Annotated in this window: 23 protein-coding genes and 1 tRNA gene; 14 read left to right on the top strand and 10 right to left on the bottom strand. The window is 55.2% G+C overall.

Features of this window, described 5'->3' with window-relative positions:
* Together ACP5OT_RS16220 and ACP5OT_RS16215 are read left to right on the top strand one after the other, a co-directional pair.
* Positions 1 to 652, top strand: a 652-nt coding sequence (locus ACP5OT_RS16220) for a DUF11 domain-containing protein (protein ID WP_428132731.1), incomplete at its 5' end; no start/stop codon positions are given.
* Positions 653 to 664: 12 nt separating this feature from the next.
* Positions 665 to 3,313: a C25 family cysteine peptidase gene (locus ACP5OT_RS16215; protein WP_428132729.1), complete on the top strand. Its 2,649-nt coding sequence runs from the start codon at positions 665 to 667 to the stop codon at positions 3,311 to 3,313.
* Positions 3,314 to 3,402: 89 nt separating this feature from the next.
* On the opposite strand, the gene ACP5OT_RS16210 is transcribed toward ACP5OT_RS16215, so the two are convergent.
* Entirely contained in the window at positions 3,403 to 4,530 is a 1,128-nt protein-coding gene (locus ACP5OT_RS16210) for an N-acetylmuramoyl-L-alanine amidase (RefSeq protein ID WP_428132727.1), read from the bottom strand.
* 177 nt (positions 4,531 to 4,707) lie between these two features.
* Here ACP5OT_RS16210 and ACP5OT_RS16205 point away from each other — a divergent pair, with 177 nt between their 5' ends.
* The gene (locus ACP5OT_RS16205; protein WP_424675160.1) at positions 4,708 to 5,511 is read left to right on the top strand and encodes a [LysW]-aminoadipate kinase; all 804 of its coding nucleotides are present in this window, start codon (positions 4,708 to 4,710) and stop codon (positions 5,509 to 5,511) included.
* Between the two features lie 117 nt (positions 5,512 to 5,628).
* On the opposite strand, the gene ACP5OT_RS16200 is transcribed toward ACP5OT_RS16205, so the two are convergent.
* Positions 5,629 to 6,996, bottom strand: coding sequence for an LCP family protein (locus ACP5OT_RS16200; RefSeq protein ID WP_424675159.1), 1,368 nt, complete (start codon positions 6,994 to 6,996; stop codon positions 5,629 to 5,631).
* A 329-nt stretch (positions 6,997 to 7,325) separates the two neighbouring features.
* On the opposite strand from ACP5OT_RS16200, the gene ACP5OT_RS16195 reads away from it, so the two are divergent.
* Both ACP5OT_RS16195 and apaG read left to right on the top strand, forming a co-directional pair.
* Positions 7,326 to 9,707: an alpha/beta hydrolase family protein gene (locus tag ACP5OT_RS16195; protein ID WP_428132725.1), complete on the top strand. Its 2,382-nt coding sequence runs from the start codon at positions 7,326 to 7,328 to the stop codon at positions 9,705 to 9,707.
* 74 nt (positions 9,708 to 9,781) lie between these two features.
* A complete protein-coding gene (gene apaG / locus ACP5OT_RS16190; RefSeq protein WP_424675157.1) occupies positions 9,782 to 10,195 on the top strand; it encodes a Co2+/Mg2+ efflux protein ApaG in 414 nt (137 codons plus the stop codon).
* Here apaG and ACP5OT_RS16185 read toward each other — a convergent pair whose 3' ends face one another.
* The 3 genes from ACP5OT_RS16185 to ACP5OT_RS16175 form a co-directional block, all read right to left on the bottom strand.
* Positions 10,196 to 10,495, bottom strand: coding sequence for a hypothetical protein (locus ACP5OT_RS16185; protein WP_424675156.1), 300 nt, complete (start codon positions 10,493 to 10,495; stop codon positions 10,196 to 10,198).
* A gap of 72 nt (positions 10,496 to 10,567) precedes the next feature.
* On the bottom strand, positions 10,568 to 10,804 hold the full coding sequence (locus tag ACP5OT_RS16180; protein ID WP_015940626.1) for a ferredoxin: 237 nt from the start codon (positions 10,802 to 10,804) through the stop codon (positions 10,568 to 10,570).
* Positions 10,805 to 10,887: 83 nt separating this feature from the next.
* Entirely contained in the window at positions 10,888 to 12,714 is a 1,827-nt protein-coding gene (locus ACP5OT_RS16175; RefSeq protein WP_428132722.1) for an Rqc2 family fibronectin-binding protein, read from the bottom strand.
* Between ACP5OT_RS16175 and ACP5OT_RS16170 the strand changes: the two genes are divergently transcribed.
* From ACP5OT_RS16170 to ACP5OT_RS16155, 4 genes are read left to right on the top strand one after another with little or no spacing between them, the layout of a single operon-like run.
* Complete coding sequence (locus ACP5OT_RS16170) at positions 12,705 to 13,334, top strand: guanylate kinase (protein WP_424675154.1); 630 nt, start codon at positions 12,705 to 12,707, stop codon at positions 13,332 to 13,334. The genes ACP5OT_RS16175 and ACP5OT_RS16170 overlap by 10 nt on opposite strands.
* 60 nt (positions 13,335 to 13,394) lie before the next feature.
* On the top strand, positions 13,395 to 13,946 hold the full coding sequence (locus tag ACP5OT_RS16165; RefSeq protein WP_424675153.1) for a GatB/YqeY domain-containing protein: 552 nt from the start codon (positions 13,395 to 13,397) through the stop codon (positions 13,944 to 13,946).
* A gap of 22 nt (positions 13,947 to 13,968) precedes the next feature.
* Positions 13,969 to 16,146, top strand: a complete 2,178-nt coding sequence (locus ACP5OT_RS16160; RefSeq protein ID WP_424675152.1) for an HD family phosphohydrolase — start codon at positions 13,969 to 13,971, stop codon at positions 16,144 to 16,146.
* Positions 16,147 to 16,158: 12 nt separating this feature from the next.
* The gene (locus tag ACP5OT_RS16155) at positions 16,159 to 16,791 is read left to right on the top strand and encodes a glucosaminidase domain-containing protein (protein WP_424675151.1); all 633 of its coding nucleotides are present in this window, start codon (positions 16,159 to 16,161) and stop codon (positions 16,789 to 16,791) included.
* Between the two features lie 65 nt (positions 16,792 to 16,856).
* Here the strand turns inward: ACP5OT_RS16155 and tsaD are convergent, their stop codons facing one another.
* The 3 genes from tsaD to ACP5OT_RS16140 form a co-directional block, all read right to left on the bottom strand.
* Positions 16,857 to 17,918, bottom strand: coding sequence for a tRNA (adenosine(37)-N6)-threonylcarbamoyltransferase complex transferase subunit TsaD (tsaD, locus tag ACP5OT_RS16150; protein WP_424675150.1), 1,062 nt, complete (start codon positions 17,916 to 17,918; stop codon positions 16,857 to 16,859).
* A 63-nt stretch (positions 17,919 to 17,981) separates the two neighbouring features.
* The gene (locus tag ACP5OT_RS16145) at positions 17,982 to 18,710 is read right to left on the bottom strand and encodes a YggS family pyridoxal phosphate-dependent enzyme (protein ID WP_428111631.1); all 729 of its coding nucleotides are present in this window, start codon (positions 18,708 to 18,710) and stop codon (positions 17,982 to 17,984) included.
* Positions 18,707 to 19,291 carry a hypothetical protein gene (locus tag ACP5OT_RS16140; protein WP_424675148.1) on the bottom strand — a complete coding sequence of 195 codons (585 nt, stop codon included), beginning with the start codon at positions 19,289 to 19,291 and terminating at the stop codon, positions 18,707 to 18,709. Before ACP5OT_RS16140 ends, ACP5OT_RS16145 begins: the two co-directional genes overlap by 4 nt.
* Positions 19,292 to 19,562: 271 nt before the next feature.
* On the opposite strand from ACP5OT_RS16140, the gene ACP5OT_RS16135 reads away from it, so the two are divergent.
* From ACP5OT_RS16135 to ACP5OT_RS16115, 5 genes are all read left to right on the top strand, one after another.
* Positions 19,563 to 20,825, top strand: coding sequence for a branched-chain amino acid ABC transporter substrate-binding protein (locus ACP5OT_RS16135; protein WP_428132719.1), 1,263 nt, complete (start codon positions 19,563 to 19,565; stop codon positions 20,823 to 20,825).
* Between the two features lie 76 nt (positions 20,826 to 20,901).
* Positions 20,902 to 22,068 carry a branched-chain amino acid ABC transporter permease gene (locus ACP5OT_RS16130; RefSeq protein ID WP_424675146.1) on the top strand — a complete coding sequence of 389 codons (1,167 nt, stop codon included), beginning with the start codon at positions 20,902 to 20,904 and terminating at the stop codon, positions 22,066 to 22,068.
* 2 nt (positions 22,069 to 22,070) lie between these two features.
* Positions 22,071 to 23,420 (top strand): branched-chain amino acid ABC transporter permease, encoded by a 1,350-nt coding sequence (locus ACP5OT_RS16125; RefSeq protein ID WP_424675145.1) that lies wholly within the window; start codon positions 22,071 to 22,073, stop codon positions 23,418 to 23,420.
* Positions 23,421 to 23,422: 2 nt separating this feature from the next.
* A complete protein-coding gene (locus ACP5OT_RS16120) occupies positions 23,423 to 24,202 on the top strand; it encodes an ABC transporter ATP-binding protein (RefSeq protein WP_424675144.1) in 780 nt (259 codons plus the stop codon).
* 78 nt (positions 24,203 to 24,280) lie between these two features.
* Complete coding sequence (locus ACP5OT_RS16115) at positions 24,281 to 24,997, top strand: ABC transporter ATP-binding protein (RefSeq protein WP_428111625.1); 717 nt, start codon at positions 24,281 to 24,283, stop codon at positions 24,995 to 24,997.
* Between the two features lie 207 nt (positions 24,998 to 25,204).
* Here the strand turns inward: ACP5OT_RS16115 and ACP5OT_RS16110 are convergent.
* Together ACP5OT_RS16110 and ACP5OT_RS16105 are read right to left on the bottom strand one after the other, a co-directional pair.
* Positions 25,205 to 25,280, bottom strand: a tRNA-Gly gene (locus ACP5OT_RS16110).
* A 45-nt stretch (positions 25,281 to 25,325) separates the two neighbouring features.
* Positions 25,326 to 26,009 (bottom strand): response regulator, encoded by a 684-nt coding sequence (locus tag ACP5OT_RS16105; RefSeq protein WP_424675142.1) that lies wholly within the window; start codon positions 26,007 to 26,009, stop codon positions 25,326 to 25,328.
* Between the last annotated feature and the right edge of the window lie 5 nt (positions 26,010 to 26,014).

The following is a 26,014-nucleotide window of genomic DNA, read 5'->3' as shown; positions in this document are numbered from 1 at the left end:
CCCCACCCTCGCCCCCGGCGAGACAGTGACCATTACCATTCGTGCAGCGGTGACGGCTCCCCCCACGCCGCCGGACAATCGCAATCTCGCCACGACCCGTACCAGTAGCAGCGAGATTACCACCGAGAACAACACGAGTAGTGCGACCATTGTGCCGCCACTCCCCGACCTGGTGTTAACCAAAGCGGTCGCGCCGAGCGTGGTCCAAGTCGGCGATCAGGTGGTCTATACGCTGACCGTGAGCAATACTGGTGGCGCGCCGGCCGTTGATGTCACCGTCGATGACCCTTTACCGCCGTTCCTCCGGCTGATCGAGGCCACTGCCTCGACCGGCACGGTGCAGACGGCCGGCAATCAAGTCCGAGTCACCCTCCCCACCCTCGCCCCCGGCGAGACAGTGACCATTACCATTCGTGCAGCGGTGACGGCTCCCCCCACGCCGCCGGACAGTCGCAATCTCGCCACGACCCGTACCAGTAGCAGCGAGATTACCACCGAGAACAACACGAGTAGTGCGACGATAAACTCGCCTCCACCGGCAACCCTACCGTTAACGTCCGGCTATCCTGTTCGACAAATGTTCGCCTTGATCGGATTGGCCTTACTCGCGATTGGAATGGGAACTCTGTTGCGACATCGCTCGTCTTTGTAAGATTGTGTACTTATGCGACGTTTTTTGCTCTACTGCATCATCCTCGTCGCCATACTCACCGGAGCTGCGCCGATCACTTCGGCGCAGCCTCCAGTACAGCTTACCTTCCATCCCTCTGCCAACGGGATTGAAGTCGTTTGGGTTGGTTCCGAACAATCCACTCCACAACGTTTCTGGTTGTACCTATCAGCCGATACACCGGCGACACCCATCCTGCGTTCGGTGTTCGATCAACCGTTGCGCGAACCGTTACCTTCACCCACCCTACCGGTACAAACCTTAGCTGGTGAGACCTACCCACCCTTGCCCCAATTCTTGCCTACAATACCCCAATCGCCATTACGACTGGTGAGTGAAGGATACCAACGCGGAGTACGGATGGCCCTTTATGAGATTACGCCCCGTTATCTTGCCGGTACCGAGCCTCGTCAAGTATTGAGTCTGACGGCATTCATTGCCGGTGCATCTCTGACACCGCCAACGACTAGGCCATCGCCACAACTTGCCGGTGTGCCATTTCCCGATCCGCTTGCAGCTCGTCAGGCATGGACGATTGATGTTGCTGAGGAAGGTATCCAACAGCTCGACGCGGCTGTGTTACGCGATCTTGGGTTGGATGTTCAGAGTGTTCCCCTCAACCGATTGCGACTTCAGCGCAATGGGCAGGTCTTACCGCTAGACCCCGTTGTCAGTGGCTCCACGATCACCGCTCTCCGTTTCTACGCACCACCACCGGGTGATCGCTGGTCGACTACTGATCGCTACTGGCTGACCGTGGAAGCGGAGTCAACTACTCTCATGTCTGCCCGCGCAGCCCAAATCCAAACCGGAGATCAACCTGCTGCTATCAGTATCAGTGGTATTTGGCCGTCGGATTCTCCAACTATCTACGAGTCGACATTACCCGGGTTCGATGGCGATCACTTTTTTAGCCGTCAGCTCGACACTGTTGCAGGTTCGCCGATCAGCACTACAGTGACGTTCGCAACTGCCCTACCGTTGGCGACCACCGGCTCAATGAGTCTTACCCTTGAGTTGGCAACGCTGGTGAAACATAACGGTAATCACCGATTACGTATCTCTACCGCGACAGGGTGGGAGACGACGGTGACATGGAACGGCGCCGGCTCGCATCGAGCAACGGTGTCCTTACCGAGTCCAACCCGCGAACTCACCCTGACCCTCGATCCTATTATCGGCATTGACCGCATATATCTCGACCGCATCTTCTTCATCGCTCCGGCTCAAGCCAGTTTTTCACTGGCGGGAGCCATCTTCAACGGCCAAGCCGGTCGCTTCGCTTACCCGATCACCGGTGTCTCTACCGGCACTGCTGTCTACGATATTACCGATCCGCTGCAACCGGTGCGCTTGACATTTAGCGGCAGTTCGTTCGCCGATGATTCGCCTATACCGCGTCGCTATCTGGTCACAGGCACAACGACGCTGCACGCACCGACGATTGCGCGTCATCAACCGATCGATCTGGCGACACCACGCGCTGCCCGTGCCATTTATATCGCGCCACGCGCGTTTTTGAGTGAACTCGATCCGTTACTTGCTCACCGACAGGAACAGGGTTGGTCGCCGATTGCTATCGCTGTTGAAGATATTTACACCGGTTGGAGTGGCGGCGAACCAGAACCGTATGCCATTCGTCAGTTTTTGCGCTATGCTGCTGCAACCTGGGCAACACGGCCTGAGGCTGTTATTTTAATCGGCGATGGAACATCTGACCCACGCAATTATCTTGGACGTGGCTGGCCCAATTTCATTCCACCCTACTTAGCCACTGTCGACCCGTGGCTTGGTGAAACGGCATGCGAGACCTGTTTTGCCCAGCTCGATGGTGATGATCCTACCGGCGAGAGCTTCTTTCAACCTGATCTCTGGATCGGACGACTACCGGTCAAATCGGTCACCGAATTGCGCGATCTGGTGAACAAACTACTTACCTATGAACAGAGCCGTGGGGTTTGGCAACGTCACGCCGTGTATCTGGCCGATAATCCTGATACAAGCGGCGATTTTGCCGAGTTGCTTGATGAAGCTGTCGCTTATCAGCCATTACACACCAGTTTTCGCCGCGTCTACTACGACCCAACCGGCTCAACGGGGCGCATTGCCGATGCCGTACTCGCGCGTGAGCAGGCCTTTACCGCTTTTAATCAAGGAGCCGGCTTGCTGGTCTATGCCGGTCATGGGCTACACTTTCAGTGGGCTTTCACCCAAATCGGTACATCCGATCCATTTCTGCTTAACGTCGATAATGCTACCGATCTGCGGAATGCACCGGCGTTTCCGGTCGTACTTAGCATGACGTGTCTTACCGGTGCGTTTCAACATCCGTCGTTCCGTGGCACGACAATCGATGAAGCACTCGTGTTGAACCCGCTTGGTGGTGCTATCGCAACGTGGAGTTCAAGTGGGTTTGGTGTCGCCTACGGTCATCGCCAGCTCTTGCTCGGTTTTGTCGCCGAACTGTGGAGCGCACCATCGCCGCCTCTCCTTGGTCAATTAGTCGCTGCCGGCTTTACCAATTTGGCAATGAGCGGTGAGGCACCTGAAAGCCTACGCACATTTCTGTTGCTTGGCGACCCGCTTACTCCGGTAGTAGCTCGTCCCCTCTACCGTATCGACGTTCCGCTCGTGCAACGGTAGCGGTTTGTTTCACCCACCTTACCCGGTTCCCGCAGCTAGCCCAAGCGCTAGAGCGAGTCGGTCGTTCCCACGCGATACCACGCATTGTCTCACGGATTCATTGCCGGAGGGTCGGTAGGTGGTGACGCTGGGATATTGTTGGTATCGGCCGGACGTGTTTGATCGGCCCGTATCCATCCGACATACCGACTATCCCCGACTCGCACCATCGCCTCATACCAATCCCCGTCACGATTGAAAACAAACACTCGACTATCAGCCGGCGCCTCGACGATAATTCGAGCTGTTTCGCTCGGCGCTGCACGGACGCTCACGTTGGTGCTGGTGTACAGAATTGGCCACTCAGGTGGCAAGAGTGCTGCACCATTGTTCGGATCACGTTGCTTGAGGTATTGCAAAATCCCCTCGGCAATCCCCCGTGCTGCTAGCGCAGGCTGGGCAACGATAACCGCTCGGTCGGCAGCATTGGTCAAAAAACCGGTCTCTACGATAATTGCCGGTGTAGTGCGGGCAATTGCGTGAGTGTGGCGACGATAACTAAAGGCATAGTAGCCACGCATATTAATCGTCACTCCATTGCGATCTTCCGGTAGACCGGTGATCGCACCATACGTCGCTGCCACCGCTTCCATCAATGCGCGACTTGCCGCCGAAGTGCGCCACGGCGTCGCAATCTTCCAACCTCTTGCTCCTTCTACCGATCCATCGGCGTGAATTGCCACGAATGCATCGGCGTCATACGCAGGCGGTACTGTGGCCGGAAGTAGTTCAACTTCTACGCCGGCGGCAACCAAGATGTCACGCACCCGCACGGCAATTGCTTCGTTTACTTGAGCTTCGGTAATGCCATTCCAGTAGGCCCCGGAAGAAGTACGTAAATGAGCCAACTCATCAGGTAACTCATCCGAGCGCAAATGCCCAATTTGTAAACCTACCCGCGGTGGCGTGTCCGGCGGGCGTGGTGTCGGCGTCGGAATCACGCTTGGGGTGGCTGTTGGCATTGCAATGACCGGTTCGGCAACCAGATCACTAACCGGCGGTACCACCTGCACGATACGTGCCGGAGTAGGAGTAGCAGTTGGCGTAATTGGTACCAATGTGGCTGAAGGTGTCACCAAAGGTTCCATCACCACATCGCTTGCCGGTTGTGGCATGACACTCGTACACGCAACTAACGTCAATAGGGCGATAATCAGAACTGGGTTCATCTGCTTCATATCAAATCCATCGTTCCACAATCGACTTCACCTGAGCTTTTGGTTTAAATCTGGTATCATACCCGCATCATACCATCACTGCTGTGACAGTTGTGAGAGAGATTGCTGAGAAAGCAGGTAATTGATACGTAGCCACAGCACCGTCTGACAAAACAATCAGGGACAAGGAGCCAGACCATGCTGGTAGTAAAAGTGGGTGGCAGCGCCGGCAACGACTACGATGCCCTGTGCGACGACATCGCTGCTCGTTGGCAAGCCGGCGAGCATCTCATACTCGTCCATGGCGGTTCGGATCAGACCAATCGTCTCGCCGAGGCGCTCGGTCATCCGCCCCGTTTCGTCACTTCGCCGGGCGGCCATACCAGCCGCTATACCGACCGACGCACGCTCGAAATCTTTCTGATGGCGACCGCCGGCTTAGTCAATAAGCAACTGGTGGAACGCTTACAGATGCGGGGGGTGATGGCCTTGGGGTTGAGTGGTCTCGATGGCCGGTTGTTGGAAGGTAAACGAAAATCAACGATCAGAGTGATCGAGCAGGGTCGCCAGATGATTTTACGCGACGACTGGACCGGTACTATCGAGCGGGTCAATACTTCGCTCTTGCGGATGTTCCTTGACGCGGGCTACCTGCCGGTGGTGGCGCCGATTGCATGTTCGACTGCCGGTGAAGCGGTGAATGTTGATGGCGACCGGGCTGCTGCCGCTATCGCTGCTGCGCTCGGTGCGCAGACGTTGCTCTTGCTCTCGAATGTGCCTGGTCTTTTGCGTCATTTTCCCGATGAAGCATCGCTGATTAACCACATCCCGCGCGCCGAGGTAGAGGCATATATGGAATACGCTGCCGGTCGAATGAAGAAGAAACTGCTTGGCGCTCAAGAGGCGTTAGCCGGCGGTGTCCAGCGTGTTATCCTCGCCGATGCTCGCATTCCAGCATGCATTAGCCACGCACTGGCCGGTGGTGGAACGCATATTGCGTAATGGGGACAGCAATCGTTACACGCATTTTGCCACTCGTGTATTACCGCCACCCTCGGCCTCTGCACCGTTGTCGGTGAGCGAGGCCGAGGGGTTTCCTGACAGAGAGCCACGCCGTGCCTACTTCCCGTTCACAAAGGCCTGCACCAACATCGCAATTGCACCGGGGCGAGGGGTCAAGGCGTAGGGATCATCGGTATTCAGTCCTTCGTACACACCGTCCGGTCCAAGTGCAAACCGCTCGATTGAACCCAAATCCACATCGCGTAGCGACCACGCCAACCCCAATAGTTCATCAGCCCTCAGATCGGTGCGGATGTGCGGGCGCAGCGTAGTCGTCACTTGCGCCGCCAACTCCACCTGTCGCACCGGGTCGTGTTCGCGGATCCGGCGGGCAATCGCCAACACGATCATCTGCTGCCGCGCTTCGCGGGCGTAGGCACTATCATTGTGGCGGGTGCGGCTCAGAATTAACGCTTGCGCACCGTCAAGCCACTGCTTCCCTGCCGGAAAATAGACCGTGGTGAAGCCGTAATCCATCGTCGGATACGCCGGATCGTAAATGGGTTGTTCTAGCTCAACCTCAATCCCTCCGATGGCGTCAACCGCTGCCATAAAACCGGTAAAATCAGCCCAGACCACGTGATCGATTGGTATGCCTAATAGTTGCGTTACCGTGCGACGAGCTAGCTCTGCTCCACCAAGCACCGGATCCATCTCACCATAGACGGTTGCACTGTTGATGCGTCCATACCCATAACCGGGAATCTCCACGACCAGATCACGCGGTAGTGAGAGCAAGGCCACCCGCCGGTTGGCAGGCTCGATCCGTATCAGCATAATCGCATCTGACCGCGTTGCCCAACTCTCACCCGGTCGCCGATCACTGCCCAACAAGAGAATGTGTATGGCATTGGTGTTCGGTAGACGAACGTCAACCGTCGGTATCAGGGTTGGTACGGGTACGCGCCCATCTACCGCCGGTAAGGTGATCGGTGTGGCCGAGGCTAGCGTTGTCACCCCGATCACCGTCACCGGTGATGAAGAAGCCACCGGGGTTGGTATCAGCGATGGTACCTGGCTTGGTACCGGTAATGGTAAAGCTCTCGCAACGACCGGTTGAATTGGCACGACCGTGGTCGGTATGGGCAATGTCTGGGCGACTGATGAGGGCAGTTGCATAGCATCCACATTCTGGATGATTGTCCTCGCCGCCACCAACACGCGCCCGGTCTGAAAACCGAGCCAGCCGACCAGCAGTGCCACCACTACCCACAGCACAGAACGTCCACGCTTGCGCCCGACCGGTTTTCGGTCCGGTAGCGGTGTTGCCAGCAGGGTTGCGAGCAACTCAAAATCACCGGCAGCAGCGTATTCGCGGCAGGTCGTACATTCGGCGAGATGATGTGCTAATTGGGCTTGCAGAGGGGAGTCGACCCCGGCACGAATACCGGCGGCAAGCAACGCACGCGCTTCACTACAGTTCATAGCAATGCCAACCGATCATCGGTAACATACCTATGGAGAGTGTATTACCGGTGACCCCTAGAATACAGTACTCTCATCTTCGCCAAAATTGCCATCGGTCAGGATAACCGGTCAAACCTCATCTTCAAATTGCTTCTATTGTGACTCACTTCTGCATTCATCGGCAAGTTAGAATAAACGTAAGCGTTTACCTTTTCACGTGAACCCACGCTAGCTCAGATGACAACTATCGAAAAGGTTCAGGAACTGGGTAGCATTCTGTGCTGCCATCTGTTATCATACAAAACGTCCGCAGCAACCTTATTCGACAAGGGAGAGGAGTTTTTTGTATGCGACTGCCCAACCGACTCTGGTGGATCGGCGTCTTGGTCGCAATCATTGGTCTTGTTGCTCCCGTCTCGGCAGCCCCGCCACGCAACAACATTATCAATGTCGATCAGTTCGGTGATGCAAAGGACTTGCCGCCTAATCTCCTCAGCGATGAAGAGATTGCAAAGATAGATCGTTTGCAGAACGGCGCATCGTATCCTCTTGCCATCAGCGAGATTAGCCCAGACGATACTGCGGTCTTGATCAGCTCAAGCGAAGGTTTCGCTTTCCTCGATATCACTACCGGTGATACTGTACCGATTGACACAACAGCGTTCGATGTTTTTGTGCCGCTTCCTTTCCTCGGTTTTGGTAGCTATAGCTGGCAAGACGAAAGTACCCTTGGCGTACTCGCCGTGAACTCTTTCGCGACCGGTAACGAGGATGCACTCGCTAAGCTCTTCATTGACCGCTTTACCGGTTCGATTAGTACGTTTGCGGTTGGTATTCCCGATCAGAATTTTAGCTTTGTCTCAGTGGCCCCCAATCTCACCAGTTGGCTGATCGTGCGCGAACCACCGAGTGCTACCGAGCAGTCTGCGGTAGGTGCTAGACCGTTTACTGTCCGCCACCGAATTGCCATACCCACTTCGGTAGCATCCCGGATGAATCGGATCGAATTGCCGGCCCGCATCCAGCGCCAAGTTGACCGACTTCGCCAACGCCGACCCGATCTGATCGCCCGGTTCCTTTTTCAACAACAAGAAGACGGTAGTACGGTTGAAGTAACTCGTGAACCGTATAATCTCTTCTTATACGATGCAACGACCGGTGAAGAACGCTACCTGACCAGCATTCCATACGCTTCAACCCTGCTCAACGACACGTGGACAAGTGACTCTGCGCAGTTAGCCATCTCGTTCTTCGGTGTCCCTGATGCCGAAGGTCGCGGTTTCTATAACGGCGCTCTCTTTTCCGAAGAGATTTATCGCGACTTGACCGGTAATTTACCACCGCGCCAGAATCCGATTATTCAAAACAACAATACGTATGTGATCGATTTCGCCAGCGGTCAAACCCAAGTCATTCGACCTGATCCGAGTCTTGGTGCGCCAATCCTCGAAGCTCACGATTGGGCACCCGGCGGCCAATCACTGTTGATCAAGGCCCATCACCCCGCCTATCTCAAGGGGCGTACCCATCCGGTCTACTACCCGCGATTCGCTTCGCGGACCAGCTTCCGCTTCTACGACCGCGATGAGACCGGTCAATTTCGCTGGACAAAAACCTTCGAGCATCCGATGTTGTCGGGTGGTGATGTGGCATTTGCCTTCAGCATCGCTGATTTTGTTAGCCCTGATGAAATAATTATTCGCGGTGTGGTAGGGAGCAATCGCCATCCCTACTATTACAACCGGGTGTCAGGTGAGTTGCGCAATCTGGCTGACCGCGCCGGCTCCTACTTTAACGTCTATGCTACGAGTAGCAGTACCCGCCAGATAGTCTTTACCTATACCTCATATACCGATCCACCCGATATCTTCCGCCTCCGCTGGGATGGCACTGCATTGTACCGGCTCACATGGCAGAATGAAGAACTCCGTCGCGAGGCTAATCTGCGCCAAGACCCGGTGACGTTTACCCTGCGCAATGGTCAGGTGCGGGTTGGTACCTTGATCCAGGCCGCCGATGCACCGTTCCCGCCCAAGAATGTGCCACTGATTGTGTGGCAAGAGGGTGGACCGAACGTGCCGATGGTTAACCAGTGGATGGCGAATGTTGAGAATCCATATGCTCTCCTACCCTCGTTTGGCTTTGCACTCTTGATCACGCCGGTCGCCGGTCGTCACGGGTATACACCGGCAGTGTACACTTCGCTGGTCGATAACAGTAACTTCGGTCAGATCGACATCGATGAACAGGCCGAAATTGTCCAGCAGGTAATTGCTCGCGGCTGGACAACAAAGGGGAAAGTGGGGATTACCGGCTGCTCGTATGGCGGCTATTTCGTCCTCCAGAGTATTGTCCGCTACCCCGACCTCTATGCAGCGGCCAATCCACAATGTGGGTTTATCGATGCAATTACCGAATGGACACAGGGCGCAACAGTTCTACCGCCGTATCTGGAAGGGTTACCTCCTTATAAGGCACTGAATGAATACGTTAAGGACTCGCCAAGCTATGGCGCCGATAAGGTTAAGACTGCGGTGCTCACATTCCACGGTACCGATGACTTCTTACCCATTGTGCAGAATGAAAACTTCCACCTGCAATTGGTCAACCGTGGTGTGCCGGCCCGCATGGTACGGTTCGTTTCTGAGGGGCATGGGTTGGGTTTGCAAGAAAACCAGCTCTATGCTGCGCAAGAGCAGATTAGTTGGTTCCGCACGTATCTGAAGTAGCGTATGATGTCCGGTAGGGGCAGTCTGGCCTGACCGTCCCTACCGGTCGCCTTAGTTTAGTGTGGTCCATGAATATGTTTACACGACGACCATTTTATTATCGCCTCAGCGCAGGTATGCGCATTAGCGTCCGCCCGCACTATGTTCCCGGTCATTCGTTTCCGCCCTTGCAGCGTTTTGTATTCGCCTACGATGTACGAATCGAAAACGTTAGTCGGCGCACGGCTCAATTGATGAGTCGGCGCTGGACGATTTATGACTCGATTGGGGAAGAATTGGAAGTTGTCGGTGATGGTGTGGTCGGCTTACAGCCTATCCTCGACCCCGGTGACGTGCATGAATACCAGAGTTTTTGCGTGCTGAAGTCATCGCGGGGTTGGATGGAAGGTGAATACTACTTCCGTACAACAGATAATACCTACTTTACCGCGTTCATCCCGCGTTTCGACCTGATCGCCGATCCAGAGTGGATTAGCGATGAGGAATGACTACAAGCGTCGTAATCGCGCCCGCTCTTGCCGATAGGTTCGCACAAAGATGATAGCCAACACGGGTAGAAGCCACGGCCAATCGGGCTGTTCTTCGCGTAATAACCGCCATGTGGCCCGCAACTGAATCAAAGCTGGAAAACGCGCAAGCTGTACTTCGACGATGGCCTGTACTTGACGCTGCCATGCCGGTGGTTCGTTGGTGTTCATCGCCGATCGCTTTACCTTCCACCACAGTATCGGTAAGCCCAATACCGGTAAGCGTTTGCCATGAGGTGAGGGAGATGTGGGTCGTCCCATAGTACCACTTCTCACCAGAGATGGGGTGGGGTGTCTGCCCACCCCACAACGTATTCGCCGCCAACGTGCAACCTACGCCCCAAAAAACTTACGGTTCTTCTCGATGTAGCTCTTCCACTGCTCAGGTACCGCGTCATCGGCAAAAATGGCCTCGACCGGGCATTCCGGCTCACACGCGCCGCAGTCGATGCACTCATCAGGGTTGATGTAGTATTGATCGTCACCCTCGTAAATGCAATCGACCGGACATACAGCAACGCAGGAGGCGTCTTTGGTACCGATACACGGTTCAGTAATGACGTATGGCACAATAAGCTCCTTCCTATTTACAACTGCGGAAGTTCCGCGCGATGGTTGTTTGTACTCAGACTACTACAACACCAACGAGTTGTCTACGACTTTTGTACCACTTCACCACACCGCTCCGGCTTTACCCGTACTGTGCGTTCGGGATAGTAGCTGACCAATCCGGTTGGTCCACCGGGAATCTTGCGCACGACTCGTCGTTGACAAATGTCAACTTCTACCGCCGTATCATCTCGCGCCTGACTGTAATACGCTGCTAGTGCTGCTGCCTCGGCAATCGTTCGTTCGGGCGGATGGTCGGCACGAATGATGACGTGGGCACCGTGGATGTTGCGCGCGTGGAGCCAGAGATCGGTGGGACGAGCGATACGAAAGGTGACTTCTTCGTTCTGGCGAGCTGTTCGCCCAATGTAGATCGGTAAGCCGTCGCTTGAACGTACCTGTAGTGGTCGGCCACGTGGTCGTTGTCGTCGCATCGCCGACGTGCGGAGATACCCGGCTTCTTCCGCTTCAGCCGCGATCAGGTCAATTTGCGTAGCATCGTCGGCAATGGCTAACATCGCCAACAATTGGTCGAGTCCGGCCAGCCGGTTCTCTGTGTCGGCGAGTCGTGCTGGCAAGATGGCACGAGCACTCTTCGCTTTTTCATACGCCTTAAACCGTTCTTGTGCCTGTTCAACCGGCGACCGGTTTGGATCGAGGGCAATCCGTTCACTCTCTACCACCAATTCTGTTATACCACCTGACAATTGGTGCAGAAAAGCGAAGATCATCTCACCTTCCCACCGCAGACGGTCGAGTTCGTTGACCCGCACCAATTCATTGACGATCTGTTCCCGTTGGTGAAGAAGCTGCTCGCGACTGACCTGCAACTGTGCCTCGAGATCGGCCCGTCGCCGATCTCGCCCCAGTGGTTGTTGGCGTGCTGTGTAGAAGACTTCCAGTACCTCACTCATGCTCGCCATCGGCGCCGCACCGGGCAAGTGAAGTGGCCGGTAGGGTGCGTAGGCAATCGGCCCACTCTCATCGTTGACCAGATGTGGTTCAGGTGGGGCGGCAACGATCTCACGCAGCCGAGCCGCAATAGTGTATGGCGGCAAGCCCGTTCCACTTGTCGGCAGGACGTCACAGGCCCGTACTAACACCTCACGCGCCACCTGTGGCGAGATGCCACGGTACGCATTGACGAGCGCTTTTACCGGATCACCGACACCCATGATCGCTTCAATCTCGGCTGCATTGGCCCGCAACGGATCACGCTTGTCCGGCGCCGGCGGCAACGTATAGACCTGACGTGGCAGAATCACCCGACTACTCATCCGCGGCGTCACCCGCTTGATCGCATCGAGGATCAGATTGTTATCATCGACCAGTATGATGTTGCTCCGCCGATCTTGTGGCTCTACAATGAGATCGCAGTGCAGCCACTCGTTGGTCTCCTCCGTCTCATCATCATCCAGTTCGTCAAGGATCACTTCATCAAGATCAGGAGAATGTGAGCGTTTGCGCGACTCCGCCGGTTTCGTTATACTGAACAAAACGACTCGTTCGTAGGGCGGCTGCTCAATGTTCACGATTCGTCCACCGAGTACGTATTTGCGCATAAGGAGTAAAAACGGCGTTTCACCATCAACGCCACGGGTTAGTCGTTGACTAACCAAATGAATGCGCGCCGTTTGCGCATCGGCAGAGGCGATCACATACCGGCGTTGGCCGTGAGCATAGACCTCCAAGCCGATAGTCAACGGCCCAACGAGTAGAACGCGCTGGATGCGTCCAAACAAGATTGTTGACTGTAATTCATCAACAACGGCGGCAAGGGTAAGAGCATCGAAGTACATACGCAAACCACCCGAATCATTGACGATAGCACCGGCAGGATACCACAAGGCGAGCGTGAACGATGGAACCACTCCTCAATCCGGTGTTGCAAGGTAAACCACCGCAGCCACTCCTCGTAGTTATCTCGGGACCATCAGGTGTTGGCAAAGACTCGGTACTGATGCGGATGCGTGAGCTGGGTTTTCCGTTTCATTTTGTCGTAACTGCCAACAGTCGCCCACGACGGCCCGGCGAGATCGACGGTGTCGATTATCATTTTGTGACCGCCGAACGTTTTCGCGAGATGATCGACAACGATGAGCTGCTCGAATGGGCCGAAGTATACGGTCAGTATAAAGGTATTCCCAAATCCGAGATTCGGCAGGCTATGGCCAGCGGACGCGATGTTATTTTACGGATCAACGTCGACGGTGCAGCGACCATCAAGCGGTTGGCTCCTGAGGCGGTCTTTATCTTTCTGGCCCCTGCTTCTCTCGACGAACTGCGGCATCGCTTAATGCTGCGACGTACCGAATCGCCGGAAGAGGTAGAGCGACGCTTGGCGATGGTCGCCGATGAGCTGGCACAGCTACCCAATTTCGACTACGTGGTCATCAATCACGCTGACCGTCTCGATGAAGCGGTGGGTCAAATCCGGGCGATCATTAGTGCTGAAAAGGCTCGTGTCTACCCACGTCGGGTCATTCTCTAACGACGACACGAACCTAAACACTGTGGCGTACCGGATATGATCACTGACAGGAGGCTCACAATGAGTATTCAAGAACGTCTACTTAACGATCTGAAAGAAGCAATGCGCGCCGGTGATAAAGTGCGTGTCAATGCTATTCGTGCTGCCCGCGCTGCGCTCCAATCGGCTCAACTCGAAGCGGCCAAGCAGCGGTTCGATGCTGCCGTCGCCGCTATCGAAGCCGAACATGCCGGCGATCCGGCTGCCATCGAGGCGGCGAAGGCCAATATCTCTATCGATAGCCACGCCGCTTTGAGTGAGGCTGAACAAGAGGCGGTCATTGCCCGTGAGATTAAGCGCCGGCGTGACGCTGCCGAGATTTACCACAAGGCGGGCCGTGCCGATCTTGCAGCGGCTGAAGAGGCTGAAATCGCTGTGCTGAGTGAATATCTGCCAAAAATGCTCAGTCCTGAGGAGTTACGCCCACTCGTGGCCGCCGTCATTGCTGAATTGGGGGAGAGCGGTCCTGCTGCAATGGGGAAGGTGATGCCGGTTTTGCTCGAACGCTTCAAGGGAAAGGCGGAAAATCGCACGCTGAGTCAGATTGCACGCGAATTGTTAAGTGCATCATAACTCTCGCCTACCAAAGAAGCCCATGAAAGCCCTTTTGCGCTACCGACCGTTCCGTAGGTTGATCCACCCACCACGCTTGACTCTCTCACGAGGGCAAGTACGGTTGTCGTTGGCGGTGCTCTTACTTTGGGCCGGAATCTGGGCAGTGTCTACTTTCCGTCTCCCTGGCGCGAGCGGGTTACAGGTGGGTCAACCTAGTCCTATCAGTATTGTTGCTCCGAATGAGGTCATCTATACGAGCGAAGTACTGACTGCCGAACGGCGTAAACAGGCTGAAAATAATCCCGATAATCTGGTTTATTTTAACGATCCGCAGATTCCGATTGAGCAGCGTCGTAACCTCTTTGCCCTGCTCGATATGATCGGGCGGATTCGTAATGATCCCACCCTTAATGAAGCAGCACGGTTACGCGCTCTCCAAGATTTGCCTAGCGCCGATGTTACCTTTACCACCGAACAGGTTCGTCTGTTGTTATCACTTGATGATGAGGAGTGGTCGCTTCTGCGCACAACCATTCTCAGTCTCTACGACCGCGCAATCGAGCGTTACGATTATGCCGTCGATGAGCGAGCGCTGAACCAGCTCCGTGAACGCTGGCTAGGGTTCTGGTTGGCCACCACGAACCTTGATCCGGTACAACGCGAACTCGCACAAACGATAACGGCCGCTTTTCTGCGCGTCAATCGTACCCTCGATCGCGCTGCTACCGAAGAACGGCGGGCAAATGCAGCCGCACAGGTTGCTCCGGTAGAGGTGAAGGTGCTCGCCGGCGAAATGATCATTCGCGCCGGCGAGATCGTTACTCCGGCCCATATCGAGAAATTGCAGGCAACCGGTGCGATGCCACGCCCCCTTGGTTGGTCAGAACTGCTCGGTTATGGCCTCCTGGCAACCTTCCTGAGCGCCGGACTCTTCGGTTATCTCGGGGTTTTTCAACCATCCCTGCTTGTCCAGACCCGATCACTCTTTACTTTGATCGGTATCGTGGTCGGTACTCTCCTCCTTGCCCGTCTCACCTTCCTCATCTACGATGCACGGCCCGTCTTTTTTCCATTGGCCACGCTCGCCGTCGTGACCACCGTCGTCTTTTCCGGCCAACTCGGTTTTGCCGTTAGTCTGCTGGCTGCTATCGTTATCGGTGTCCTGGAAGGCAACGATCTGACGTTGGTCGTCACGTTGTTTGCCGGTTGTACAAGCGCTATTTTGCTCGTTCGCACTGCCGACCGGCTCCGCTCATTTTTGATCGCCGGTCTTGGGATGACTGCGACGATTATCGGGTTTGAGACGACCTTCTGGCTTAGTCAACAAGCTATCTTTAGCCTGTCTGGTTTTAGCGGCTGGATGCTCACCACGAGCATGAGCGCTCTGACGAACGGCGGTCTGACGACAATTCTTTCGTTCGGCCTGTTCAATGTGATAGCGCGCTTGGCCGGACAAGTGACGGCATTGCAGTTGATGGAACTGGCGCATCCCTCACGCCCACTGCTACGTAAGCTGATCCGTGAAGCGCCCGGTACCTATTACCATAGTGTGGCCGTCGGTAATCTGGCCGAGGCTGCCGCCGAGGCAATCGGTGCCGATGCGCTCTTGCTGCGGGTTGCTGCCTATTATCACGATATTGGCAAGACGATTCGCCCGGCATTTTTTACCGATAATCAGATGGGGCGTGAAAATGTGCATGATGAGCTTGACCCGTACATTAGCGCCCAAATCATCATTGATCACGTGCGTGAGGGGATCAAGATGGCCCGCGCTGCCGGTTTACCTGAACAGATTATCGATTTCATTGCCACTCATCACGGTACCGGCTTAGTACGTCATTTTTACCAACAAGCACTGCAACGCTACGATAATGTCGATGAACGCGACTTTCGCTATCCTGGGCCCCGTCCACAAACGCGCGAACAGGCCATTTTGATGTTGGCCGATTCGGTAGAAGCAACCGTGCGTTCGAAGGCGCAACATGGGAAGCTGATCGCGACCCGTAATGGTGAGAGCAGCGAGCGTTCGACGAATGGCGCTGTTACCCTCGATGAACTTGTTCAATCCATTATTGATGCCCGGGTGCGGGAAGGGGAACTGAACGATGCGCCTCTGACGATGCGCGAACTCCGGCAGATTAAGACGGTCTTTGTCAATAATTTACAATCGATCTACCATCCCCGCGTCGACTACGCACCGCAGCTTATTCGGACATAAAGGGGGCCATTGATGATGTACACTGCCGACAGTCCTATCCTTGGCCCGCAAACGGCTGCTATGGATCAGATGAGCCGCTATATCCTTAGTCGGCCGCACGGCGAGTATACCGAGAAAGATGTCGCCGATGTTATTATTCCGGCATATGTACGCATTTGTCTCACGGTCGGCGTTGATCCTCTCATTGCGGTGGCACAAATGATTCATGAGACGGGGAATCTGACCAGCTTCTGGAGTCAACGCCCGCAACGAAACCCCGCCGGTATCGGGGTAACCGGGCAATCACAACAGCAGCAGCCCGTCAATCCACGTGGATGGGCCTACAACCCCCAACGTCAGCGGTGGGAAGCGGGCGTCAGTTTCGCAACATGGACTGATGACGCTGTTCCGGCCCATGTTGGCCGCTTACTCGCCTACGCACTTGCTGACGGCAGTGAAACTCCTCCGCAACGCGAATTGATCGCCAAAGCCCTTAGCTATCGGCCCTTCCCAGGCGCGTTTCGCGGCAGCGCGCAGACGATCAAGCAACTTGGTCGCGTCCATAATCCACTTGGTGCGCGCGGTGCAGGATGGGCTAGCCCTGGTCGTAACTATGGCGAAGCGATTGCGCGGATTGCCAACCAAGTCCTTGCGGTACCGTTATAACCGGTGGATGGTCGGTGGGCCAATCAAATGGGGGGATTCGCGGATTTCCTCCGCATCCGTGCCGTTTATGCCCCCAAGGGTAAACTGGCCGTTACATCAACATCCCAGCCATGTTGGATACCGGTTTCAAAGCGGTAGAATGCAGCCGCTGCCACCATCGCTGCATTATCGGTGCAGAGGTCAAGTGCCGGTAGATGTACCGGTACGCTGGCGCGCCGCTTCAATTCTTCACGCAACCGTCGGTTCGCCGCCACGCCGCCGGCCAATAGTATTGCCTGCGCCTTATAGCGACGTGCTGCATCAACCGTCTTCGTTACCAACACATCAACAACCGACTCTTGAAACGCATACGCCATCTGAGCAACAAATGGCGCATCGAGTTGTGGTGTTTCGTTTGAACTCTTTCGTCCACTGAGACGGGCTGCCTGCGCCAACCGATCCTGGACGCGATGCAGGACGGCAGTTTTGAGTCCACTGAATGAGAAATCGTAGCTATCGCGGAGCCATGCCCGTGGCAAGACTCCACCTGGGGTTGCCTGCGCCGCGGCAGCCTGGATCGCCGGCCCACCCGGATATCCCAAGCCCAGAATTCGCGCTACCTTATCGAACGCTTCACCGGCAGCATCATCACGAGTTTGACCGAGCAATTCGTATTGACCATGATCGTGGATCAAGGCCAGTAAGGTATGCCCACCACTGACCAACAAAGCAACGAGTGGGAAGGGCGGCGGCGGGTCACTGCCTAACCAACCGGCGTACAGATGGGCTTCCAGATGGTTCACCGCGACAAACGGCAAGCCACGCTGCCACGCCATAGCTTTGGCTGCATTGAGACCGGTCAACAACGCACCGCTCAGACCGGGACCGTGAGTAGCCGCCACGGCGTGGACATCATTCCAGCCGTTAGGAAGCGCGGCCAACGCTGCCCGTACTACCGGCGCCAGACTAAGGATATGTTGGCGAGAGGCAATTTCGGGTACTACACCCCCATACCGCTCATGCGTCGCCATTTGTGAAGCGACGATATTACTGATCACTGCGCGCCCACCACGCACGACCGCGGCTGCCGTCTCATCACACGACGTTTCAAGCGCCAGGATTGTAAAATCATCAGGAAGCCGTTTCATGATCGTTCCATTCGATACAGCGTGCTCATACCGATACGCCTGCTGCTCCTCGATACCTCACGTCTAATGGCGCTCGCCGAAAATCGCCCGCCCGATCCGCACCATCGTCGCTCCCTCGGCAATCGCAGCACTCAAGTCATCACTCATACCCATCGACAACTCCCGCCAACTTGCCTGTGGGTAACGACGGGCCAGATCGTCGCGCAACGCACGCAAGGCGGCGAAGTAAGGTCGAGCCGCATCCGGGTGGTCGACAATCGGTGCGATGGTCATCAGACCGCACACTTCAAGTGCCGGCAATGCGAGGATGGCCTCGATAGCGGGCAATAGTTCACGGTAAGCGGCATCGTTGGTGATTCCGCCGGGCAACCAAAAACCTTCTTTGCTCGCTTCACCACTGACGTTAACCTGAAGCAATATCGGCATCCGTCGATCAAGCTCACGGGCATGCCGATCGAGTGCCTCGGCCAATCGTAGACTATCAACCGAATGAATCAGATCGAACAAACTGACGGCGAGCTTTGCCTTATTGCGCTGTAAATGACCGATCAGGTGCCAGCGCGGGTGTGGTTGGAGATGGGTCAACGCCGCGATCTTTTGCTGCGCCTCTTGCACCCGATTCTCACCGAGATCGCTCACACCGGCTGCCACTGCGGCTGCCACAACCTCAGGTGGATGGGTCTTACTGACCGCGATCAACTGAATCTCATCAACCCGACGACCGGCAGCAGCAGCAGCGACAGCAATCTGTTCACGAACGGCAGCTAGCCGCCGACTCAGCGTTTCAGTCATGGTTGTGTTCCCTGCACATCGATCAATAATCGTTGCTCAAGTGGTGGATCGGGCGGCAACTCCGTGATCAGTAACAATCCGCGTCCTGCCGGTAACGGCACACTCAACTCAAGCGGGGTTGAACCACCTGGTGGCAAGTTGGCAATCGTTGTTCCTGGCGCACGGTAACGTTCGCCAGCACTATCTCGCAACTCGAACGCACTTATCGGCACCATCAGATCGGCATTGGTCAGGTTCGTCACCGTTCCCCTAACTTTCACCCCACCGGCAATTGGTTCGAGGGCATCAATAGTCACCTGCACGCGCGAGTTGCGGGCAACCGGATCGACGGGTTGGCCGCGACGACCATCTGTAAGCTGTTGCCAAAGAGTACGTGCCGCTGCTTGCGCCTCCGGCGCCAAATCCTTCAGCTCAAGCTGTGGGAGCGCCGGCAGCGGCAACGCCGGTGGTGGTTGTCGTGCAAATTGATCGCTCAGGGCAATGGTTTTGGATTGTTGCAAAAAGATGCTCAACCCGATGAGGAACGCTGCACCGAAAAGCCCGATTACCCAAAATGGAACCGATGGTGTGTCATCGTGCATAGTATCACATACCTCAAAGACCAACAGAACATGTTACCGCCATTAGCCTGTTGACCAACAAGACGCGCTGCCATCGTTATTGTAGCCGGGGCTAGCCTGCTTGACAAACTGACGCGAATCGCGTATATTCGCCTACTGTCATCTACTGTGGTTAACTGTTCACAACACAATGGTGCGCAAAGTCGGCATACTGCGACTCGCTCCCGTTTCGTTGTGATCAGCACCACGTGGCGAAGGCAGATTACAGATTTAAAACAAGGAGAAATCGGTTATGAAGCGTGCGATCAGTCTATTCCTGCTGGTTGGTATGCTGGCCTCCATGCTTGCCGCCTGTGGCGGTGGTGGTCAGATCCAGCCGACAGCAACCCCTCAGCCGGCTACACAGGCCACCACGGCCCCGGCACCGACTGCTGCGCCACAACCAACCACGGCAGCACCGGCACAAGTTATTAAGATTGCTACGCAAGGCCCACTGTCTGGTGGGCAGGCTGCGCTCGGTACCGGTATGAAGAATGCCGCCGAGCTGGCAGTCAAGCAACTGTCTGGCCCACTTACTGAACTTGGCTTCCGGGTTGAGCTGGCACCGTTCGACGATCAGGCAAAGCCGGAGGTTGGGTCGGCGAACGCGAAGAATATCGTATCAGACCCCGACATCCTCTGCGTTGTCGGGCACCTGAACTCCGGTGTGGCGCTGGCAGCCCTGCCGGACTACAAGAATGCCCGGCTGGCAATGGTCTCGCCGGCCAACACCAACCCCAACATCACCGAGGGTGGCTATGAGGTTGCCTTCCGCGTCGTCGGTCGCGACGATGTGCAAGGCTCGGTGGCCGAGAAGTTCGCCCGCGAAGAGCTGAAGATTAAGTCGGTCTACATCATCCACGACACCACCGCCTACGGGCAGGGTGTTGCCGAGTTCTTCCGCAAAGCGGCAGAGGCGAACGGTATCCAGGTGCTCGGCTTCGAGGGTACCGAAGAGAAGAGTGACTTTTCGGCAATCCTCACCCCCATCTTGGCCGCCAATCCTGACCTGATCTTCTTCGGTGGGATTTACGACCAGGCCGGTCCGTTCTTCCGCCAAGCCCGTGACCGCGGTATCACCGCTCAGTTTATGGGTCCCGACGGCCTTGACTCCGAAGAGTTGGTGAAGCTGGCCGGCGATGCCGTTGACAAGATGTACTACACCTCGGTCGCTGCGCTGGTGAGCCAGTTCCCCAAGGCAGCGAAGTATGCCTCTGATTACAAGGCGGCTTACGGTGAAAACGCTCCATCCTTCTCGGCGCAAGCCTACGATGCAGCCAACATTTGCGCCGCCGGTATCTTGTCGGCTGCGATCACCGCCGGTGGTAAGCCGACTCGCGCCCAAGTCCTAGAGGCGATCCGCAATTTGCCGCCCTTCCCCGGCATTACCGGTACGTTCAAGTTTAACGCGAAGGGCGACCCGACGGTTGCTACCTACTTCGTGTGGCAGGTCAATGCGGCTGATTGGAATCAGAACAAACTGATTAGCCGCCTCGAGATTGCACCGCCGCAATAAGTTCGGTTATCTGTCGGCACATGCGTAAGTACTCTTCAACTTACGCATGTGCCCATTACGCTGTTCGGGAGAGTGCATGGCTGTCGATGTAACGGTTTCCCCCACCACTGCTCGCCGGTCTCTCGGTGAAGTTCTTGGGGTTGTTTTAGGTCCGGTCGGTCAATTATTGGCCTTCATTGTTGGAAGTGCTGCTAGCTTAGCACTGCTCGTCATCGTCTTCGCCCTCATCCTTTCGCCAAGCCAGCCCGATATTATGCAGCGGGTAACAATTATTCTCCCGCAAGTGATCATTGACGGGCTCGTGCGTGGCTTTCTTTTCGCCACCATCGCCCTTGGCTACACGATGGTTTATGGCGTCCTTGAGTTTATTAATTTTGCCCACGGTGAAATCTTCATGATCGGCGGCGTGGTCGGAGCGACGGTCAGTTTTATCTTGGTGAGTTCCGGCACTCTGGCAAGTATGCCGCCATTAGTATTTGTCCTGCTTGTTGTGCTTGTGGCTATGGCATTCTGTGGTACACTAGCGGTTACCGTCGAACGGATAGCCTACCGGCCATTGCGTAATGCCCCACGACTGGTACCGTTGATTTCGGCCATCGGAATGTCTCTGATTTTGCAAGACCTTGCCCGTTTGGTAATGACCAACACGCCCCTTGGCTTTAATGCCCGTTATCAAACCCCTGATTTCGGTCCGCCGCTCCAACTATTCACCATGCAAGTTGGCGAGCGAAGCGTTCCGGTCATTTTAAGCCCACGTGATTTGATCTTTATTGTCACTGCGACATTGATGTTGATAGTGCTAAACTATGTGGTTAACGTCACCAAATTGGGCAAAGCGATTCGGGCTACCGCGCAAGATATGCCAACGGCGAGTCTGATGGGAATTGATGTCAACCGGATCATTGCGCTCACCTTCCTCATCGGTGGAGCCCTAGGCGGAGCTGCCGGTGCTTTGTTTGGGTTGCGCATTGGTACCGTTAACCCATATATGGGCCTGATCCCCGGCCTCAAGGCATTTACTGCCGCAGTTCTCGGTGGGATCGGTAATATTACCGGTGCGATGGTCGGTGGGATTGTGCTTGGCTTCCTCGAGGCGTTTGTAGCTGCATATCTGTCCATCTTTACTGCCGGTAACTTCTCAGGAGCAGCCTATGCCGATATTGCGGCCTTTAGTATCTTGATCCTCCTCCTCATTTTCCGGCCCTCTGGTTTGCTCGGTGAGGCAACAACGCAGAAGGTGTAGCTATGACGACAAGTACATCATCGCAAAGTCTCTGGCAGCGTGTAACTACGCCACTGAGCAGTGGGCCGACTGCATACGGGTTTTTGGTACTCTATGTATTGGCCTGTTCGATCCTCCTGCTGACGAACCCACGCACCTCCCTGAGCACCGATGTCGTCTTCGTTCTGTTTCTGCTTTCGATGTTGGTAACTTATCGTGCGCGGGTGGCAACATGGTTTAAAGCCGTCTTGGGGGTGTTTGCGTTGGGGGTTGTGCTCCCGTACTTTGGTCTGCTCAACCCCTTCTACATCGATGTGGCGACCCAAGCCGGTATCTTTACCGCGTTGGCGCTAGGCCTCAATGTTGTGGTCGGTTTTGCCGGCCTGCTTGACCTCGGCTATGTGGCCTTCTTTGCCGTAGGCGCCTATGCGTGGGGGATTATGAGTACCCCCCAAATTACCGAGATTAACCCGGCATGGGGTCCGGTGGATCCGATCATGTTCTACCCCTTCCTCATCATCGGTCTCATTCTGGGACTAATCACCGGTGTGTTGCTCGGTTTGCCGGTATTGCGCCTACGTGGTGATTACCTGGCGATTGTCACGCTCGGTTTCGGTGAAGTCATCCGCGTGGTTGCGAACAATCTCGACCGTCCGGTAAATGTAACGAACGGTTCCCAAGGAATTCGCGCCATCGAGCGGCCACCGTTAATTATTGTGGACCAAATTCGTAATCTCGGCATTCAGGCCGACGATAATCAGCTCTACCAGCTTTTCTTTTACTACCTTGTACTCATCATTGTTTTACTCTCAGTTATCGTTGTAGCCCGCCTCAAATATTCACGCATTGGTCGAGCGTGGGAGGCAATCCGCGAAGATGAAATCGCTGCGGTGGCGCAGGGCATTCCGCGGGTACGGATGAAGCTCCTTGCCTTTGCTATCGGTGCTTCCTTTGCCGGTGTGATGGGTGTCGTTTTTGCTGCGAAACAGCTCTTTATCAATCCACCAACGTTCGACTTGCTCCGTTCGATCAACATTCTGGCAATGGTTATCCTGGGCGGGATGGGATCGATTCCCGGTGCAATGCTCGGCGCGATTATTGTGACAATGCTCGACCTCCAGATCTTGCCTCGGATCGCAACCGTGTTACGTGAAGCGCAGGCTGCCGGTGCTCCCATCCCACGTCAGTTTGATCCGACGCAGTATCAGCGCTTGCTGTTCGGCTTACTGTTGGTGCTGATGATGATTTTCCGCCCAGAGGGACTGTGGCCTGACGAACGACGACGAGAAGAACAGCACGATGTTGTGGTTACGGACGAGGAGCTAGAGACTGATACAGTAAATCAACCGGCCGGCACCGACACAGGGAGATAGCTATGGCGCTGCTCGAAGCTACGAATATTACCAAGATTTTCGGTGGTCTGGTGGCGGTGAATGACGTGACTTTCACCGTTGAACCGGGTAGTATTGTGAGTGTGATCGGCCCTAACGGTGCCGGGAAGACTACCTTCTTTAACGTGTTAACCGGTATTTACAAGCCCGACAAGGGGCGGGTTGTCTTTGCCGGGCAAGATATTACCGGCTGGCGCTCCGATCAGATCGCGACACTTGGGATGCGCCGCACCTTCCAGAACATTCGGCTATTTGGGAATATGACGGTGCTCGAAAACGTGCTTGTCGGAATGCACGTTCATCTCGATGCGCCGATCTGGAATATTATCTTCCGTTCACGCAGTATGTTGCGTGAAGAAGCAAAGGCGCGCGCTAAGGCGATAGAGTTACTGAATTTTGTCGGTATTGCCGATAAGCGCGATGAATTGGCGAAAAACTTGCCCTATGGTGATCAGCGCCGATTAGAGATTGCTCGTGCGATGGCCGGTGATCCCAAGATTATTTTGCTCGATGAGCCAACTGCCGGGATGAATCCGCACGAGACGACGGAAGCCACCCACCTCATCCGCCGCTTGCGCGATGAACGTGGGATTACGGTGATTCTGATCGAACATGATATGCGACTGGTGATGTCCATCTCGGAGCGGATCTCGGTGCTCGATTACGGGAGTAAGATCGCTGAAGGCGATGTGCAGGCAATTCGTGCCAATCCAAGGGTGATCGAAGCGTATCTTGGCAAAGGTGCCGCAAGTCACGCTGCCTAGGCAGATAGTATTGCGCCGGTTCACGAGAGGATAATTGCCCTGTGGCAGCACAAGGTAGGGTAGATAGTTGAGGATTGTATGGCCCTGCTTGAATTGCAGAATGTTCACACCTATTATGGCAAAATTCACGCCCTAAAGGGTATCTCGATGACGGTCGAGAAGGGCGAAATCGTTACCCTGATCGGCTCGAATGGTGCCGGTAAAACCACAACGTTACGGACAATCTCTGGGTTGCTGAAGCCACGTCAAGGCCAGATTCTCTACAAGGGGCAGCGAATCGATACCTTGCCACCACACGACATTGTTAAATTGGGCATTGCTCAGTCGCCTGAGGGGCGTCGCATTTTTCCGCGACTCACCGTGTTAGAAAATCTCGAAATGGGGGCATTCCTTTATAACACCCGCAGCCCAGAGTATCAGGCCGACCTTGATCGTGTGTTAACCCTGTTTCCCCGCTTGCGCGAACGAACAAATCAGAAGGGTGGTACGTTGTCCGGTGGTGAGCAGCAGATGTTGGCAATCGGACGCGCCTTGATGACCCGTCCGCAGGTGCTCTTGCTCGACGAGCCTTCAATGGGTTTGGCACCGGTGCTGGTCGAGCAGATTTTTGAGATCATTCAAACAATCAATCAGCAAGGGACGACGGTGTTATTAGTTGAGCAAAATGCTTTGCAGGCGCTCTCAATTGCACACCGCGGTTATGTGTTGCAGAGTGGTGTGATTGTACTCGAAGATAGTGCCACTAATTTGCGTAATAACGAGATGGTGCAGAAAGCCTATCTGGGGTTAGATTAGCCGGTCACCTGCTCGCTCATACTCCGATAGAAAGTATCGCCGGGGAAGCCTATCCCCGGCTTATTTCATAGGGTCTGGAAACGGTGCCACGGTATCGTCATCGTCCGGTTCATTACGGCAGGGTCTCTTACCCCCGAGCAAATACGCAGCCCATTGTGATAGGTTTCGACATAAAAATCCCCCGACTAGTTCGTCGGGGGAAACGTTTGGAGCGGGAGACGGGACTCGAACCCGCGACATTGTGCTTGGGAAGCACACACTCTACCAACTGAGTTACTCCCGCGCTTTCAGCGCTATATAGTATAGCACGCTCATCAGCTTCTGTCAATTAGGGAAGGAGGCGATAACCCACTCCCCACTCGGTAAGCAACAGTTGCGGTTGGCGCGGATCAAGTTCGATCTTGCGCCGCAGATGCCAGATATAGACCTTCAGATAATCGTTATCACGGTTCGGCTCATTACCCCATACTGCACGCAGTAACTGCTCGTGTGTTACTACTGCCCCAGCTTGTTCGGCCAGGACCATCAGCAGTTGATACTCGGTGGGGGTAAGATCGATGATTGTACCCCGCACGCGAACCTCGCGTTGGCGTGGGTTGATTGTGATCAAACCATTACCGACAGTGATCGGGCGATTCACAGATGGCACGCGACGGAGAAGGGTACGAATACGAGCCAGCAATTCATCGTAGTTGAACGGTTTGGTGAGATAATCATCGGCCCCTTGATCGAGACCGGTGATAATATCTCTTGCGGCCGCCTTAGCCGTGAGCATCAAAATTGGGGTCGACGCGAATTCACGCACCTGTTGACAAACCGTCAGCCCATCAAGATCGGGTAGCATGATATCGAGAATGACCAGATCGGGTCGCTGTTGACGGATCAGCGAAATTGCTTCAATACCACTGATCGTCTGTAACACGCGATAGCCTTCTTGTTCCAGCCGTACCCGTACTAACTCTTGCAGGCCATTGTCGTCATCAACAACCAAGATGGTATACTGCTGTTCCATTGCTT

Origin of the sequence: Chloroflexus sp., assembly GCF_049970315.1 — a bacterium.
Classification (GTDB): domain Bacteria; phylum Chloroflexota; class Chloroflexia; order Chloroflexales; family Chloroflexaceae; genus Chloroflexus.
This window is presented reverse-complemented; position numbering and strand designations above follow the sequence as displayed.

Excerpts from the sequence above, each read along its gene's own strand:
- ACP5OT_RS16215 (WP_428132729.1), top strand. The coding sequence starts at position 665 with ATGCGACGTTTTTTGCTCTACTGCATCATCCTCGTCGCCATACTCACC.
- ACP5OT_RS16210 (WP_428132727.1), bottom strand. The coding sequence starts at position 4,530 with ATGAAGCAGATGAACCCAGTTCTGATTATCGCCCTATTGACGTTAGTT.
- ACP5OT_RS16205 (WP_424675160.1), top strand. The coding sequence starts at position 4,708 with ATGCTGGTAGTAAAAGTGGGTGGCAGCGCCGGCAACGACTACGATGCC.
- ACP5OT_RS16200 (WP_424675159.1), bottom strand. The coding sequence starts at position 6,996 with ATGAACTGTAGTGAAGCGCGTGCGTTGCTTGCCGCCGGTATTCGTGCC.
- ACP5OT_RS16195 (WP_428132725.1), top strand. The coding sequence starts at position 7,326 with ATGCGACTGCCCAACCGACTCTGGTGGATCGGCGTCTTGGTCGCAATC.
- apaG (WP_424675157.1), top strand. The coding sequence starts at position 9,782 with ATGTTTACACGACGACCATTTTATTATCGCCTCAGCGCAGGTATGCGC.
- ACP5OT_RS16185 (WP_424675156.1), bottom strand. The coding sequence starts at position 10,495 with ATGGGACGACCCACATCTCCCTCACCTCATGGCAAACGCTTACCGGTA.
- ACP5OT_RS16170 (WP_424675154.1), top strand. The coding sequence starts at position 12,705 with ATGGAACCACTCCTCAATCCGGTGTTGCAAGGTAAACCACCGCAGCCA.
- ACP5OT_RS16165 (WP_424675153.1), top strand. The coding sequence starts at position 13,395 with ATGAGTATTCAAGAACGTCTACTTAACGATCTGAAAGAAGCAATGCGC.
- ACP5OT_RS16160 (WP_424675152.1), top strand. The coding sequence starts at position 13,969 with ATGAAAGCCCTTTTGCGCTACCGACCGTTCCGTAGGTTGATCCACCCA.
- ACP5OT_RS16155 (WP_424675151.1), top strand. The coding sequence starts at position 16,159 with ATGATGTACACTGCCGACAGTCCTATCCTTGGCCCGCAAACGGCTGCT.
- tsaD (WP_424675150.1), bottom strand. The coding sequence starts at position 17,918 with ATGAAACGGCTTCCTGATGATTTTACAATCCTGGCGCTTGAAACGTCG.
- ACP5OT_RS16145 (WP_428111631.1), bottom strand. The coding sequence starts at position 18,710 with ATGACTGAAACGCTGAGTCGGCGGCTAGCTGCCGTTCGTGAACAGATT.
- ACP5OT_RS16140 (WP_424675148.1), bottom strand. The coding sequence starts at position 19,291 with ATGCACGATGACACACCATCGGTTCCATTTTGGGTAATCGGGCTTTTC.
- ACP5OT_RS16135 (WP_428132719.1), top strand. The coding sequence starts at position 19,563 with ATGAAGCGTGCGATCAGTCTATTCCTGCTGGTTGGTATGCTGGCCTCC.
- ACP5OT_RS16130 (WP_424675146.1), top strand. The coding sequence starts at position 20,902 with ATGGCTGTCGATGTAACGGTTTCCCCCACCACTGCTCGCCGGTCTCTC.
- ACP5OT_RS16125 (WP_424675145.1), top strand. The coding sequence starts at position 22,071 with ATGACGACAAGTACATCATCGCAAAGTCTCTGGCAGCGTGTAACTACG.
- ACP5OT_RS16120 (WP_424675144.1), top strand. The coding sequence starts at position 23,423 with ATGGCGCTGCTCGAAGCTACGAATATTACCAAGATTTTCGGTGGTCTG.
- ACP5OT_RS16115 (WP_428111625.1), top strand. The coding sequence starts at position 24,281 with ATGGCCCTGCTTGAATTGCAGAATGTTCACACCTATTATGGCAAAATT.
- ACP5OT_RS16105 (WP_424675142.1), bottom strand. The coding sequence starts at position 26,009 with ATGGAACAGCAGTATACCATCTTGGTTGTTGATGACGACAATGGCCTG.